This window comes from Streptococcus parauberis NCFD 2020 (assembly GCF_000187935.1).
Classification (GTDB): Bacteria; Bacillota; Bacilli; order Lactobacillales; family Streptococcaceae; genus Streptococcus; species Streptococcus parauberis.
The window spans coordinates 2,045,903-2,059,085 of record NZ_AEUT02000001.1 but is presented as its reverse complement, the minus strand read 5'-3'; the positions used below and the strand labels follow the sequence as shown (position 1 = coordinate 2,059,085).

Here is a 13,183-nt window from a genome sequence, read left to right as displayed (position 1 = left end):
AAAAAAGCCCAAGCAAAACAGGTATCATCTACCTCTTTCCTTAGGCTTATATCTTTATTTCTATATTATTTAGCGAGAATTGCAATTGTTTGATAAGCTTCTAAAGTTAGATTTGTACCAACTAAGTCGACCTCATAATTACTAATTAACACTCGTCCATTTTGATACTCAATTGGCAGTTCAACTTGAGCTTGATCAGAATAGAAATTATTTAGGACTAATAATTTTTGTCCATCCAACTCACGTTCAAAGGCATAAATGCGCTCACTATCTTTGAGAGCTGCTTTATAATCTCCCTCAGAGATTAATGGCATTTCTTTACGTAATTGAATTAATTTTTGATAGAATGGGAAAATCTTTCCATTCTTCTCTGCTTCAACATTAATTTCTTTGTAAGTCTTACCTGCTTTGAGCCATGGAATTCCAGTAGTAAATCCAGCATTTTTACTGGCATCCCATTGCATTGGTGTACGTGAATTGTCCCGAGATTTTGCACTAATAATTGTAAAAGCTTCTTCTTCAGTCTTACCTTCATCTAGAAGCATTTGATAGGCATTTAAACTTTCAATATCAACGTAGTCAGTCATGGTATCATAATCAGGATCAACCATACCAATTTCTTCACCCATATAAATATAAGGTGTTCCACGTGATAAGTGAATTGAAGCAGCAAGCATTGTCGCACCTTCCTCACGGAAGTTTTGGATATCTACAAAACGATTCAATGCACGTGGTTGGTCATGGTTATTGTAGAATAAAGCATTCCAACCATTACCAACACTCATTCCTTCACCCCAAGAATGGAAAAGGTCACGCAAGGTAATAAAATCAAAATCCATTAAGGTCCATTTTTGACCATCTTTGTAGTCAACTTTTAAATGGTGGAAATTAAATGCCATTGATAATTCTTCCCGTTCAGGAGCTGTATAAAGAATACAATTTTCAATAGTCGTTGCAGACATTTCACCAACTGTCATAAATGAATCATCTTTACCAAAGCTGGCATTATTCATCATCTTTAGGTATTCGTGCGTAATTGGTCGGTCAGTGTAAGCAGGTTTACCATCATTGATAGCACAATCTTCTAAGACTTCATCTTTACCAATCAAGTTAATAACATCAAAACGGAAACCTTTTACGCCTTTATCTTTCCAGAAATTAACAACTTTAAAGAGTTCTTCGCGAACATTAGGATTTCTCCAATTCAAGTCAGCCTGTGTCACATCAAATAAATGAAGATAATATTTGCCAGTATCACCAAACGGTGCCCATGCATTACCACCAAATTTTGATAACCAATCTGTTGGTTGATCTCTTAAAATGAAGAAATCTTGATAGTATTTATCACCAGCTAATGCTTTTTGGAACCACTCGTGTTCCGTAGAACAATGGTTTAACACCATATCTAACATAAAGTCAATCTTATTTTCCTGACCAACTCGGATTAGTTCTTCAAAATCTTCCATAGTTCCAAAATCAGGGTTTACAGCAGTGTAATCTGCTACATCGTAACCATTATCTCGTTGTGGACTTGGATAAAAGGGATTTAGCCAAACCATGTCAATTCCTAATTCACGCAAATAAGGAATTTTTTCAATAATGCCACGTAAATCACCTACGCCACTTCCATCAGTATCTTTATATGATTTTGGATAAATTTGATAGACAACTTTTCTTTTGTCAATAGCCATATCTCTTCCTCCCTAGAAATGGAGACAGGAACTGCCTCCAGTTCCTGTACTCTCTATTTGAATTCTTTTATTTTTTAACAGCAGTCATTAATGGTTGTTTACGAGAAATCTCAGATGGCAAAGTAGCATCTACAGTAACATCGTAAGCATCTTGATTTGTGACAACAAATGGTGTTTCAGTTGGATATCCAGCAGCTTTAATTGCTTCCATATCAAATGAAATTAATTTGTCGCCAGCTTTAACAATATCACCTTGGTTAACGTGGGCTGTGAAGCCTTGGCCATCTAGGTTAACGGTATCCATACCAATATGCATTAAAATTTCAACGCCATCAGTAGAAACAAGTCCTACAGCATGTTTAGTTGGGAACAATACTGACACTTGTCCATCAACTGGTGAAACTAATTCACCTTCGGTTGGTTGGATCAGAACACCTTGTCCCATTACTGCTTGTGCAAATACTGAGTCAACAGCTTCACTTAAAGGTTTTACTTGACCTGTAAGTGGGCTAACCATTTCAACTTTAGAACCTGAAGTAGCAACAGTTGATGTCGCTTCAGTAGCAACAGGAGCCGCTACTGCTGAATCAGCTAAACGATCAGCAATTGCTTCATCTTCAGCTTTAGTCATGATGTTTGATTTACGGAAAAAGAAAGTTAAGAACATTGGAATTGCAATAGCAACTGCCATACAGATAAAGAATGGAATCATTGATTTAACGTGGATTGCCATGAAACCTGGAAGTCCACCAACACCAATAGAGTTAGCTTGAACGTTCATTGTTGTTGCAAGTAAGCCAGCAACACCAGAACCAATCATACCAGCAACAAATGGATAAACATATTTCAAGTTAACCCCAAATAATGCAGGTTCAGTTACACCTAGGTAAGCTGAGATTGTAGCTGCTACAGAAACTTCTGCTTCGCGCTCATTATGACGGTTCATTAAGTAGTAAGCAAATACAGCAGAACCTTGTGCAATATTTGAAAGTGCAATCATTGGCCATAGACCTGTTGTATGAGTTGCAGTATCTGCAATCAATTGAGTATCAATGGCATTTGTCATATGGTGCAAACCAGTGATAACAAGTGGCGCATATAAAGCACCGAAGATAGCACCGAACAACCATTTCACTGGACCAGTTAAACCAGCAAGTACTACAAATGAGATACCTTTACCAATTGTCCAACCTAAAGGACCTAAAACCGTATGGGCTAAGATAATTGCTGGAACTAATGATAAGAATGGTACAAAAATCATAGAAACTACTTCTGGAATACGTTTACGCCAGAAAATTTCAAGATAAGCTAATGTTAAACCGGCAAGTAAAGCTGGAATAACTTGAGCTTGATAACCAATACGGTTAATTGTGAACGATCCAAAATCCCATACCCAGTTTTTAGCAATTTCAGAAGCTGGAGTGCTTGCAACTGCATAGGCATTAAGTAATTGTGGAGAAACCAAACAGATACCTAGAACGATACCTAAGATTTGAGTTGTCCCCATTTTACGAGTTACCGACCAAGTGATACCTACTGGTAAGAAGTGGAAAATTGCTTCCCCTGGTAACCATAAGAATGAATCAACACCAGCCCAGAATTTTGAAACTTCTACAATTGTTTTCCCATCAAGGAAACTCCATGGAACACTATCAATAACGTTACGGAATCCTAAAATAAGACCCCCAACGATAATAGCTGGAATAATTGGTGTGAAAATTTCAGCCAACATTGTCATAACACGTTGGAATACATTTTGATTACTTTTGGCTGCCGATTTAGCAACTTCTTTCGAAACGCCTTCTACACCAGAAACAGCTGTAAAATCATTATAAAAAATTGGAACATCATTACCAATGATAACCTGGAATTGACCAGCATTTGTAAAAGTTCCTTTTACAGCAGAAATTTTTTCAATTTCTTTGACATTAGCTTTGCTATTGTCATTCAAAACAAAACGCATGCGGGTTGCGCAGTGTGTAACAGCTTTGATGTTTTCTTTACCGCCTATGGCAGAAAGAAGTGTCTTAGCTTCATTTTCAAATTTTCCCATTTGATTTCCCCTAGTTTTTCCATAATTAAAACCGACTGAATAATTCAGTTGCTTTCAATGAATAAGTGATGTAACAGACCAATATTAAATTAGCTTATACTTTAATTGTAATCGATTCCAAACTTGTAGGCAAGTTGTTTGCTTGAAAATCAGGATATTTCTGTTAAAATAAGATAGGTTGTCCGTAAAAAAATAGACAAATGAAAGAAATAATTACGATTATGAAAAAATATGAACGCATTTTCAAAGATTTAGAAGAAAAAATTGCCAAAGAAATTTATGCTATTGATGACTTTTTACCAACTGAAATTGAACTCTGTAAAGAGTATGATGCAAGTAGAGATACTATTCGTAAGTCACTGAACCTTCTAGCGAAAGCTGGACTAGTTAAAAGCCAACAAGGTCGTGGAACTCAAGTCATCAAACACCATCAAATATTATTCCCCATTTCTGAATTAACGAGTTATCATGAGTTAGTTTCCTACTTCAATATGGATTCGAAAACAAATGTTATTGCTATTGATAAATTAATTGTAGACAAATATGTTTCAAAATTAACTGGCTTCAAAGAAAATACAATTATCTGGCGAATCACCCGTCAGCGTGTTGTTGATGGCGTTGCCTCAGTTTTAGACATTGATTACTTGAATAAGGATATAGTCCCTACAATCTCAAGAGAAATTGCTGAAGTATCACTTTATCAATATTTGGAGAAAGAACTCCACTTACCAATTGATTTTGCCTTAAAAGAAGTTACAATTGACCAAATCAATGATCGGGATAAAATTTTACTAGATTTAGGATCTGACAAACATGTTGTCTCTGTGAAATCAAAAGTCTATTTGTCAAATAATGAACAATTCCAATTTACAGAAAGCCGGCATAAATTAGAAAAATTCAAATTTGTTGACTTTGCCAGACGAAATCCAAAATAAAAAAGAGGTGCCTAGCACCTCCTTTAGTTAGTCAGATATTTTTCTTGGTAGTTTTGCCCCCAAGCTAGCATTGAATCGATGACCGGTTCTAGACTAAGGCCCGTTTCAGTCAGTGAATATTCAACACGAGGTGGAACTTCTGCAAAGACTTCACGGTGAACTAGACCATGGGCTTCCATATCACGTAATTGACTGGTTAAAACTTTTTGACTGACCTTGCCAATTGATTTTTGCAACTGACTAAAACGCATGGTCCCCTTCAACAAATCCCTGAGGATCAGAATCTTCCACTTATCCCCAATTAAGGATAAGGTAGTTTCCACAGGGCAAACTGTATTTTCTTCTGACATGGGGGTACCTCATTTCATTAGTATCATTTTGTAACTTACTTTACATTATATCCTAAAAAATTTTTTGTGACAAGTAGGTTAAAAACACTTAAATTACACATTTGTTACTTATAAGTAACTTACTTACTAAATTGTGCCTACTTTTCATTTAGAAACTAAGGCGATAAAATATACTTATTACCAATACAGGAGATTTTAAATATGACTTACACATACAATTCAGCTATTCGCTTAGGAATGGTCTCACTAAATGTCAAAGACCTGACAAATATGACTAACTTTTACACAGAAATTATTGGCTTATCCATTCTTAGTCAAGACGATAACAAATCATTACTAACTTTTGACGGCAAAGAAGCCATTATTGAACTTCGCTTAGTTAACTCCGACCAAGAAGCAACTTATGGACTTTACCATACTGCCATCTTAGTTCCAAATCGTAATGCTCTCGGCCTTGCCTTACGGCAAATCTTGGTTACACAAGCGCCACTTGATGGTGCCGCAGATCATGGTTACAGTGAAGCCATTTACATTAGCGACCCCGAAGGAAATGGTGTCGAAATCTATCGCGATAAAGATGTTTCCGAATGGGATGTTAAAGAAGATGGGCAAATCATCGGTGTGACAGACCCAATGGATGGTCAAAGTATGCTTGATAACTTAACTGAAATTCCTGAGGTTTACAAGTTAGACCCAGCAACAATAATTGGTCACGTTCATCTTAGTGTCCATAACGCCTTAGCGTCGTCTCAACTTTATCAAAAAGTTTTCCAAATGGGCAACAAAATGACGATTCCAACTGCCTCATGGATCGCCTCAGGGCAGTATCACCACCACCTAGCCTTCAATAATTGGGGTGGACCTAGCTTGCAGAAACATCAAGAGAGCAATCTTGGCCTAAATTACCTAACAATTGAGTATAGTGATCAGATTTTTTTTGATGCGACATTTAAAAAAGCTCAGCTTCATGGCATGATCGTCATTGAAAAAGAAAAGAATAATTATCTTCTTGAAGACTTGGATGGGATAAGAACACACGTTACTTTAGTGAAATAATTCAGATAGTCCACTCTTGACAAGTGGGCTTTTACTTTACTACAATGAAGTTATGTTAAAATTCCTGATTCCAACGGCCAAGGAAATGAAAGTGCCAACAGAAAGTTTTCCACCACTTATCCCCAAGTTCAGCCAGCCAATTATTGCAATGATGGCAGAGCTGACTTTGGAGGAACTTGCCTCAGTTTACAAAATTAAGCCTGAAGCTGCGCAAAAAGAATTAAATCGAATCAGGGAAATCCACCAAAATCAGGCCCTAACTTATCCCGCTTATAAGCTCTTCAATGGCTTAATGTACCGTTATATTAAACGCGAAAACCTCAGTAAAAAAGAGGAAAACTATTTAACCAAACGGACTTATATTACTTCATCTTTATATGGTATTATCCCCATGGATTTCCCAATTGCAGAGCATCGACTTGACTTCCAAACGAAAATAAAAATCAATGGTCAAAATTTAAAAGCTTATTGGCGTCCACGTTACGACCAATTTTTATCACCTGAGGATGTTTATATCTCTTTACTTTCTAGTGAATTTGAGGATATATTCTCCACAGATAAACGAAAACTGTGGATAAGTATCACCTTTTTAGAAGAAAAAGACGGCATCCCCAAAAGCCATTCCACAATTTCCAAAAAAGCTCGAGGCGCATTTTTAACCGCAGCCATGGAAGCAAATTGCCAATCCTCATCACAGTTAAAAGCCTTGAAATTCAATGGTTTCAGCTATTTTTCTGATTTATCTAATGCTGATCATTTTGTTTATATTAAAAAAGAGGCCTAGGCCTCTTTTTAGTTTATTCACATTTTTTATGACTTATGCACAAGCTGTGGATAAGTTTGAGGATAAATTGAGGAAAACTACTTCAGATCCTTTGATAATCTCATTCTCAAGATTATTTTAAAGTAAATGATCCCGACTGACTTGCTCAAAAGATGCGTCACCATCATTTAGCTTATCCCATATATGAACTTGTCCTTGGGCCAGTGATTTTTTGACATCAATAATTCGCTGATTTGAAGAGCCACGAAATTGTAGCATTAAATTTTTCTTACTAATATCAAATCGCCCATCGACAAGAATATCAATCAAAGAAAGCATCTCTAATTTATCTTCTGTCTCTTGCATCATTTCTTCCCAAGTATATCCAGTCCAGGACCAAATATCTTTTTCTGGCAATTCTCTTTTAATTCGCTTAATAAGTGGTAATAAGAAACTTGTATTTAAAAATGGTTCCCCGCCAAGGAGCGTTAAACCTTGTACATAAGGTTGAGCTAAGTCGGTCATAATTTGCTCTTCCAATACGTTGGTATAGGGTATCCCTGCTCTAAAAGACCAAGTGGCAGCATTATAACAACCTTTACAGTGAAACATACAACCTGATACATACAAAGAATTTCGAACACCCTCACCATCAACAAAATTAAAAGCTTTATAATCAATCACTCGTCCTTGGCTAAGTTCTTCACTTTTCCATTCTTTAGCTTTAGGTGTATTCCATGTTGTTTCTTCCATTATTACCTCACTTTTAAAGTAATCCAATACCGTTCTACATGATTACGGATATCTTCTAATTTACCAAAATTAGCCATGATAACTGCTCGACTAGCCGGATTATTGTCATGACATGTTATTAAGACATCTTGGATATTTTTTTGCCTAGCAACTTTTATCCCCTCTTTTAACATCGATTTTGCAATGCCATTATTCCTCTGACTTGGTCTGACAGAATAACCAATATGACCACCTGATTCTATAAGGTAGGCGTTTAAACGTAATCTCAAACTGAGAAACCCAAATGCATTTCCATTCTCATCAAAGGCTACAAATTGAATCGAGGGAACCCTATTTGGGGGTAAATTTAATCCCACTTCATTATCATAGTTTTGCTGTAACCAATTTGAATAATCAAACTCCTCATTTGACCAAAAACCACCATCATGTGCAGAATCATGTTCTTCAAATTCAGCCATCATTTCCATGACAGAATCCTTATCATCTATATCAGGTCTTCTTAATTGCATCTTTTAACCTCTACATTGGTAAATTTACGTCTAACTCTCCAAAACTCATTTCTGACTTATTGATTTGGTCACAAATCCAATGACTTAAGAGACTAGTCTCAGGTGACACTGGATTTTGTTTGCTTTCGAGCGCCTCTATGAATTCTTTGATAATTGACTCAAAGCCACGTTTATAAAGCGTTGTATCCCATGAAGTAAATCCTATCCGATGACTATTGGTTCCTTCAAAGACGGTTAGTTCATCTAAATTTTCCAGATGATATGTCTGCTCTGGTGATTGAACTTCAATGACTTCTCTGCGACTACCTGAGCGAAGATTCATGCCAACATGTATAATTTCATTGCTTGTCACAACATTTACTGCAACTTGACAGATTTGATTTTCTTCTCTTTGAACAATAAAATTACCATGTAAGAGTTCCCCATCAGCTAGAAATAAAGCTGTGTCTAGTGGATGAATAAAGAAATCAAATAGTTTAAATGTAGTTTGGCCAGGCCTATTAATATCATTCTTCTCAACATAAACTTTACACTTATTTGACAAGGTTGACATCTCCTTGACACGGGGTGCAAAGCGTCGATTAAAGCCAGCCATTAGAAAAGTCCCATTGTCAGCTGCCATCTGATAGAGATCTTTACTCAATTGATAGTCTTCTGTCAATGGTTTATCCATATAAACAGGAATGCCTTTTTCTAAGAAAACTTTAGCAATCTGATAATGTGCCGATGTTGCAACATGGATAAAAACCCCATCCAATTTTACACTAGCTAAGTCATCAAGGTCAGAATAGACAGAGGCACTTCCAAATAAATTAGCAACTTCCTGTCTAACTTGTTGGTTACGAGTTGATAAATGCCAGTGAATATTTGGTAATTGACGCATATAAGGTAAATATGCTTTCTGAGAAATCCCACCTAGTCCTACAATTCCTATTTCCAACATAATAAACCAACTTTCTCAGTTCTTTATTTTTTCGCAGCTTTTTTAGCTTTTTCTAAAAATTGAGCTTTCAAATCTTTTCCTGCTAATTTTTTTGATGCTGTTTTAGTTGAATTTTTTTCATGAAATCGTTCAACTTGTTGCATCCCTTTATAGTCTAATTGAAATTTTCCCATTGTTTTTTCCTTTTCTTGATAAATAAAAGATTGCTTGCTATAAGCAACCTTAATATCATAACATCTTTTATCAGTTATCCAAAGTTATTTTATAGGCCTGGATATTTAATTGTTGAGCCATTCATATGTTTTACACGTGATGTAATTTCTTTATGACGTCCATGAACCATTGGTCGTGCTTGTGGATTACCTAAATAACCACAGGTTCTTTTAACAACGTCAACTGTTTTAGGATCATTATTACCACAGTTAGGACAAGTAAAACCACGTTCAGTAGCTTCAAAATCACCTTCAAATTGACACTCATAGCATCTATCAATCGGAGTATTGGTACCAAGATAACCAACTCGGTCGTAAGCATAATCCCATACAGCTTCTAAAGCTTTTGGATTTTGTTGCAATACTGGGTATTCACAATAATGAATGAAACCACCTGAGGCTCCAGATTCTGGATATACTTTTTCAAAGTCTAATTTCTCAAACGGAGTGGGATTTTTACGAACATCATAATGGAATGAGTTGGTGTAATATTCTTTATCCGTAATGTTTTCAATTTTTCCAAATTTTTCTGTATCTAGACGACAAAAACGATCAGTTAGGCTTTCAGAAGGAGTTGAATAAACTGAGAAGTGGTAACCATACTCATCCGACCAATCTGCACAAGCGTCTTTCATTGCTTTAATGATTGAAACCGTGAAATCTTTAGCTTCTTGATTATCTTCCCATTCGCCGCCATAAAAGACAGAAGCAACTTCATATAGACCAATATAACCTAGTGAAATTGTTGCACGGCGATTTTTAAATAAATCATCGACATTACCATCTTTATCAAGACGTTTGCCAAAGGCACCATATTGATAAAGAATTGGTGCATTAGCTGGTGTAGCTTCTTTGACACGACCTACTCTATAAACAAGAGCATCTTTCCCGATTGATAGGCGTTCATTAAATAATTCCCAGAATTTTTCCATGTCGCCATTTGATTCCATGGCTATACGAGGTAAATTCAAGGTTACCACACCTAAATTCATACGACCTGAATTGACTTCAACCCCGTTTTCATCTTTCCAACCTTGAAGGAAAGAACGACAACCCATAGGCGCCTTAAATGAGCCTGTAAGGTCGATAATCTTGTCATATGATAACATATCAGGATACATGCGTTTAGTGGCACATTCCAATGCTAATTGCTTAATATCGTAGTTTGGTGAATCCTCTTCTAAATTCAATCCACGTTTAACAGTAAAAATGAGTTTAGGAAAAATTGCTGTACGATGTTCACTACCCAAACCTTTGATCCGAATTTCCAAAATCGCTTTTTGAATTTCACGTTCAAACCATGATGTTCCTAAACCAAAACCAAGTGACGTAAATGGTGTTTGCCCATTTGACGTAAATAAGGTGTTGATTTCATACTCAAGGGACTGCATTGCATCATAGATGTCTTTTTGAGTTTTTTCATAAGCATATTCTTCTTGCTTATCTTCAACAACCCATTTTTCAGCATCGGCCATATGCTTCTTATAATTCAATTCGGCATATGGGGCTAAAAATTCATCGATGCGATCTGCTGTACAACCACCGTACTGACTAGAAGCAACGTTGGCAATGATTTGGGAAATCTGAGCTGTCGCTGTTTGAATTGATTTAGGACTTTCAACCTCAGCATTACCAATTTTGAATCCATTGGCTAACATCCCTTTAAAATCAATTAAACAGCAATTAGTCATTGGTGTATAAGGACTATAGTCCAAATCATGGTAATGAATATCCCCTTTTTGGTGGGCATTGGCCACGTGAGGTGGTAACATCTTCAACCCAATTGATTTGCCAACAATCCCAGCAGTTAAATCACGTTGCGTATTAAAAACATCACTGTCCTTATTGGCATTTTCATTAACTACAGATTGATCCTTATTCAATAATTGATCAATTGTGAAATTAATGTCAGTTGCTTGAGAGCGCGCAAAATCACGTTGGGTACGGTAATTAATGTACTCCTTAGCAATAGCATATTCATTAGCTGCCAACAATTCATGTTCTACGATATTTTGAATTTCGTATATTTTAATATTATTTGGGAAACGGTCGCGGATTTCGGCAATGACACGCTCCGATATTGCTTCTAATTTTGCTTCAAGTACTGGTGACATTTTCGTCACTTCCACACTTGCCTTTAATAGGGCGCTATAGATTTTAGTGGTGTCAAAATTCACGAGACGACCATCACGTTTAATTACTCTTATATCTGGCTGTTCTAAAACTTTTTCTTGTGTCATTAGTCCAAATCTCCTTACTTGAACTATTATATCACCCAAATAAAAAAAATCAATATCTTGTGTTATCATTTTTTTGAAAACACAAGATATTGATATTGGCTATTTTTTTTTGTAGATTGCAAAGCCTGATAGATTAACCTTTTCATCTAATTTCAGATTTTTTCTGAGAATTTTTTTTACTTTTTCAGGAACTTTTAACTTTTTATTGACAATTATGTATTTTGCTTTGTTCTGTAATAATTCATCATAAAGCATCTGTTTATTTTTCAGATTATTAGTATTTATTACAGGGGAAGCAAAATGTGATGCTGATTTTGCAACTGTTTGCTGATAAATGATTGAATTTGTATCCCAAACATAAATAGCTTGACCTGGTTGGATTTTTTTCTTCAGAGTTTGAACAATCTTATGACGATCTTTATTGGCAGTTATTTCTTTAGAAATTGTCATATATTGGAAAGTCAAAAGTCCAACTAAGAGCAATATTGGCAAGTAAAGACACTTTGTAAAGTAAAATTGTAATACTGGTCCCATTCCTTTTTTACCACGGCTTCTGCGATGATTCCCATGATTCAATGAGATATTAAATTGATGTGCAATCGGCACTGCCGTCAGAATTAAACCAAATGGTAATAAGAATAATTGGTGGTAGGCAATGACATCACCAGATAGCACAGCCATTAGCAAATAAATCAAGAACGAGGCTAAAATGACCCATTTAACCATCGCATCTGCGTCACTCTTATGTTTTTTCATGAAATAGATAGGACCAAATAAGAGTCCCGATGCCAAACAAATAGCAAATTGGACAAGGATTCCTATCACTAGTGGATAAGTACCAAGATTAAAGTTAGTAAATTGATAGACAAATGCTTGTGTAAAATATGGGCCGAGAATTTGCAGATTTAAGATAAAATAGCCGGCAATATAAAAGATAAGCAGCATTCCAAAAAGGGCTGCTAGTAATTGGTAAAAACCTCTTGCAAAATGTCTGTTCTTACTATTAAAGACAATAACTGCAATACTTGATAGGACAAAATAGACCAGTGTCTTTGGTTCAATTAACATGGCCATAGCACCAGCTATTCCTAATAAAATAAAGGCTTCATCTTTAATCAATCCTGCAAAGTATTTTGTTAAATTCCATAAAGATACTAAGATTAATGGCATTGCAAACTGGATTGGATAAAGTCCTCCAAAACCAAATACAAGATTCATCACAAAAAAGAGGAATGTAAATGTTGCTGCAATCTTTTGGCTACTAGCAAAATAATTAACTAATTTATAAAAATAAACCCCAGCTAGGTAAAAGCACAATACTTCTACTAAGACTAGCCAAATTGTTGATCCTAAAAAGTAGCTTAAGGCAATCATCACAAAATAAAGCATCCCACCAGTGGTAAAAATGTCACTATAAGGAATTTGTCCTTTTGTCAACATCATTCCAACATAGAGATTTTGTGATTGCAAATTATTCGCAAATTCTGTCAAAAAAGGCGTTGCTACACTGAGTAAGGCCACAATGATGCTATAGAAAAAAATATGAAATTTATGTAAACTCGGTACTTTTGTTTCATATTTAGTAGTATGGAGGGTTGACCCATCATAGGCATAATTATTCCCTAATCCATTATTATTATCTGTTCTAATTTGGCTCACGCAACTTCTCCTTGAAATG

12 protein-coding genes are annotated in these 13,183 nt (G+C 35.8%); 3 read left to right on the top strand and 9 right to left on the bottom strand.

Annotated elements, in window-relative coordinates; translation table 11 throughout:
* Nucleotides 1–65: 65 nt before the first annotated feature.
* Together treC and treP are read right to left on the bottom strand one after the other, a co-directional pair.
* Nucleotides 66–1,691: an alpha,alpha-phosphotrehalase gene (gene treC, locus SPB_RS10395; RefSeq protein ID WP_003105838.1), complete on the bottom strand. Its 1,626-nt coding sequence runs from the start codon at nucleotides 1,689–1,691 to the stop codon at nucleotides 66–68.
* Between the two features lie 67 nt (nucleotides 1,692–1,758).
* Nucleotides 1,759–3,744 carry a PTS system trehalose-specific EIIBC component gene (gene treP / locus SPB_RS10390; RefSeq protein WP_003102755.1) on the bottom strand — a complete coding sequence of 662 codons (1,986 nt, stop codon included), beginning with the start codon at nucleotides 3,742–3,744 and terminating at the stop codon, nucleotides 1,759–1,761.
* A gap of 221 nt (nucleotides 3,745–3,965) precedes the next feature.
* Between treP and treR the strand changes: the two genes are divergently transcribed.
* Nucleotides 3,966–4,679, top strand: coding sequence for a trehalose operon repressor (gene treR, locus SPB_RS10385; protein WP_037620338.1), 714 nt, complete (start codon nucleotides 3,966–3,968; stop codon nucleotides 4,677–4,679).
* Between the two features lie 23 nt (nucleotides 4,680–4,702).
* Here the strand turns inward: treR and SPB_RS10380 are convergent, their stop codons facing one another.
* On the bottom strand, nucleotides 4,703–5,029 hold the full coding sequence (locus tag SPB_RS10380) for a winged helix-turn-helix transcriptional regulator (RefSeq protein ID WP_003104509.1): 327 nt from the start codon (nucleotides 5,027–5,029) through the stop codon (nucleotides 4,703–4,705).
* A gap of 201 nt (nucleotides 5,030–5,230) precedes the next feature.
* Here SPB_RS10380 and SPB_RS10375 point away from each other — a divergent pair, with 201 nt between their 5' ends.
* Both SPB_RS10375 and yaaA read left to right on the top strand, forming a co-directional pair.
* Complete coding sequence (locus SPB_RS10375; RefSeq protein ID WP_003104582.1) at nucleotides 5,231–6,085, top strand: VOC family protein; 855 nt, start codon at nucleotides 5,231–5,233, stop codon at nucleotides 6,083–6,085.
* Between the two features lie 52 nt (nucleotides 6,086–6,137).
* On the top strand, nucleotides 6,138–6,869 hold the full coding sequence (yaaA, locus tag SPB_RS10370) for a peroxide stress protein YaaA (protein WP_003105405.1): 732 nt from the start codon (nucleotides 6,138–6,140) through the stop codon (nucleotides 6,867–6,869).
* Between the two features lie 117 nt (nucleotides 6,870–6,986).
* On the opposite strand, the gene nrdG is transcribed toward yaaA, so the two are convergent.
* From nrdG to SPB_RS10345, 6 genes are all read right to left on the bottom strand, one after another.
* Nucleotides 6,987–7,601 (bottom strand): anaerobic ribonucleoside-triphosphate reductase activating protein, encoded by a 615-nt coding sequence (gene nrdG / locus SPB_RS10365; protein WP_003104313.1) that lies wholly within the window; start codon nucleotides 7,599–7,601, stop codon nucleotides 6,987–6,989.
* 2 nt (nucleotides 7,602–7,603) lie between these two features.
* Nucleotides 7,604–8,110 (bottom strand): GNAT family N-acetyltransferase, encoded by a 507-nt coding sequence (locus tag SPB_RS10360; RefSeq protein ID WP_003105183.1) that lies wholly within the window; start codon nucleotides 8,108–8,110, stop codon nucleotides 7,604–7,606.
* Between the two features lie 10 nt (nucleotides 8,111–8,120).
* Entirely contained in the window at nucleotides 8,121–9,053 is a 933-nt protein-coding gene (locus SPB_RS10355; protein WP_003105306.1) for a Gfo/Idh/MocA family protein, read from the bottom strand.
* Nucleotides 9,054–9,076: 23 nt separating this feature from the next.
* The gene (locus tag SPB_RS11405) at nucleotides 9,077–9,226 is read right to left on the bottom strand and encodes a hypothetical protein (protein ID WP_003102372.1); all 150 of its coding nucleotides are present in this window, start codon (nucleotides 9,224–9,226) and stop codon (nucleotides 9,077–9,079) included.
* Between the two features lie 89 nt (nucleotides 9,227–9,315).
* A complete protein-coding gene (gene nrdD / locus SPB_RS10350) occupies nucleotides 9,316–11,505 on the bottom strand; it encodes an anaerobic ribonucleoside-triphosphate reductase (RefSeq protein ID WP_003102395.1) in 2,190 nt (729 codons plus the stop codon).
* Between the two features lie 99 nt (nucleotides 11,506–11,604).
* Entirely contained in the window at nucleotides 11,605–13,164 is a 1,560-nt protein-coding gene (locus tag SPB_RS10345; protein WP_003103459.1) for a glycosyltransferase family protein, read from the bottom strand.
* Between the last annotated feature and the right edge of the window lie 19 nt (nucleotides 13,165–13,183).

Coding starts and splice junctions, on each gene's coding strand:
- treC (WP_003105838.1), bottom strand. CDS start 1,691: ATGGCTATTGACAAAAGAAAAGTTGTCTATCAAATTTATCCAAAATCA.
- treP (WP_003102755.1), bottom strand. CDS start 3,744: ATGGGAAAATTTGAAAATGAAGCTAAGACACTTCTTTCTGCCATAGGC.
- treR (WP_037620338.1), top strand. CDS start 3,966: ATGAAAAAATATGAACGCATTTTCAAAGATTTAGAAGAAAAAATTGCC.
- SPB_RS10380 (WP_003104509.1), bottom strand. CDS start 5,029: ATGTCAGAAGAAAATACAGTTTGCCCTGTGGAAACTACCTTATCCTTA.
- SPB_RS10375 (WP_003104582.1), top strand. CDS start 5,231: ATGACTTACACATACAATTCAGCTATTCGCTTAGGAATGGTCTCACTA.
- yaaA (WP_003105405.1), top strand. CDS start 6,138: ATGTTAAAATTCCTGATTCCAACGGCCAAGGAAATGAAAGTGCCAACA.
- nrdG (WP_003104313.1), bottom strand. CDS start 7,601: ATGGAAGAAACAACATGGAATACACCTAAAGCTAAAGAATGGAAAAGT.
- SPB_RS10360 (WP_003105183.1), bottom strand. CDS start 8,110: ATGCAATTAAGAAGACCTGATATAGATGATAAGGATTCTGTCATGGAA.
- SPB_RS10355 (WP_003105306.1), bottom strand. CDS start 9,053: ATGTTGGAAATAGGAATTGTAGGACTAGGTGGGATTTCTCAGAAAGCA.
- SPB_RS11405 (WP_003102372.1), bottom strand. CDS start 9,226: ATGGGAAAATTTCAATTAGACTATAAAGGGATGCAACAAGTTGAACGA.
- nrdD (WP_003102395.1), bottom strand. CDS start 11,505: ATGACACAAGAAAAAGTTTTAGAACAGCCAGATATAAGAGTAATTAAA.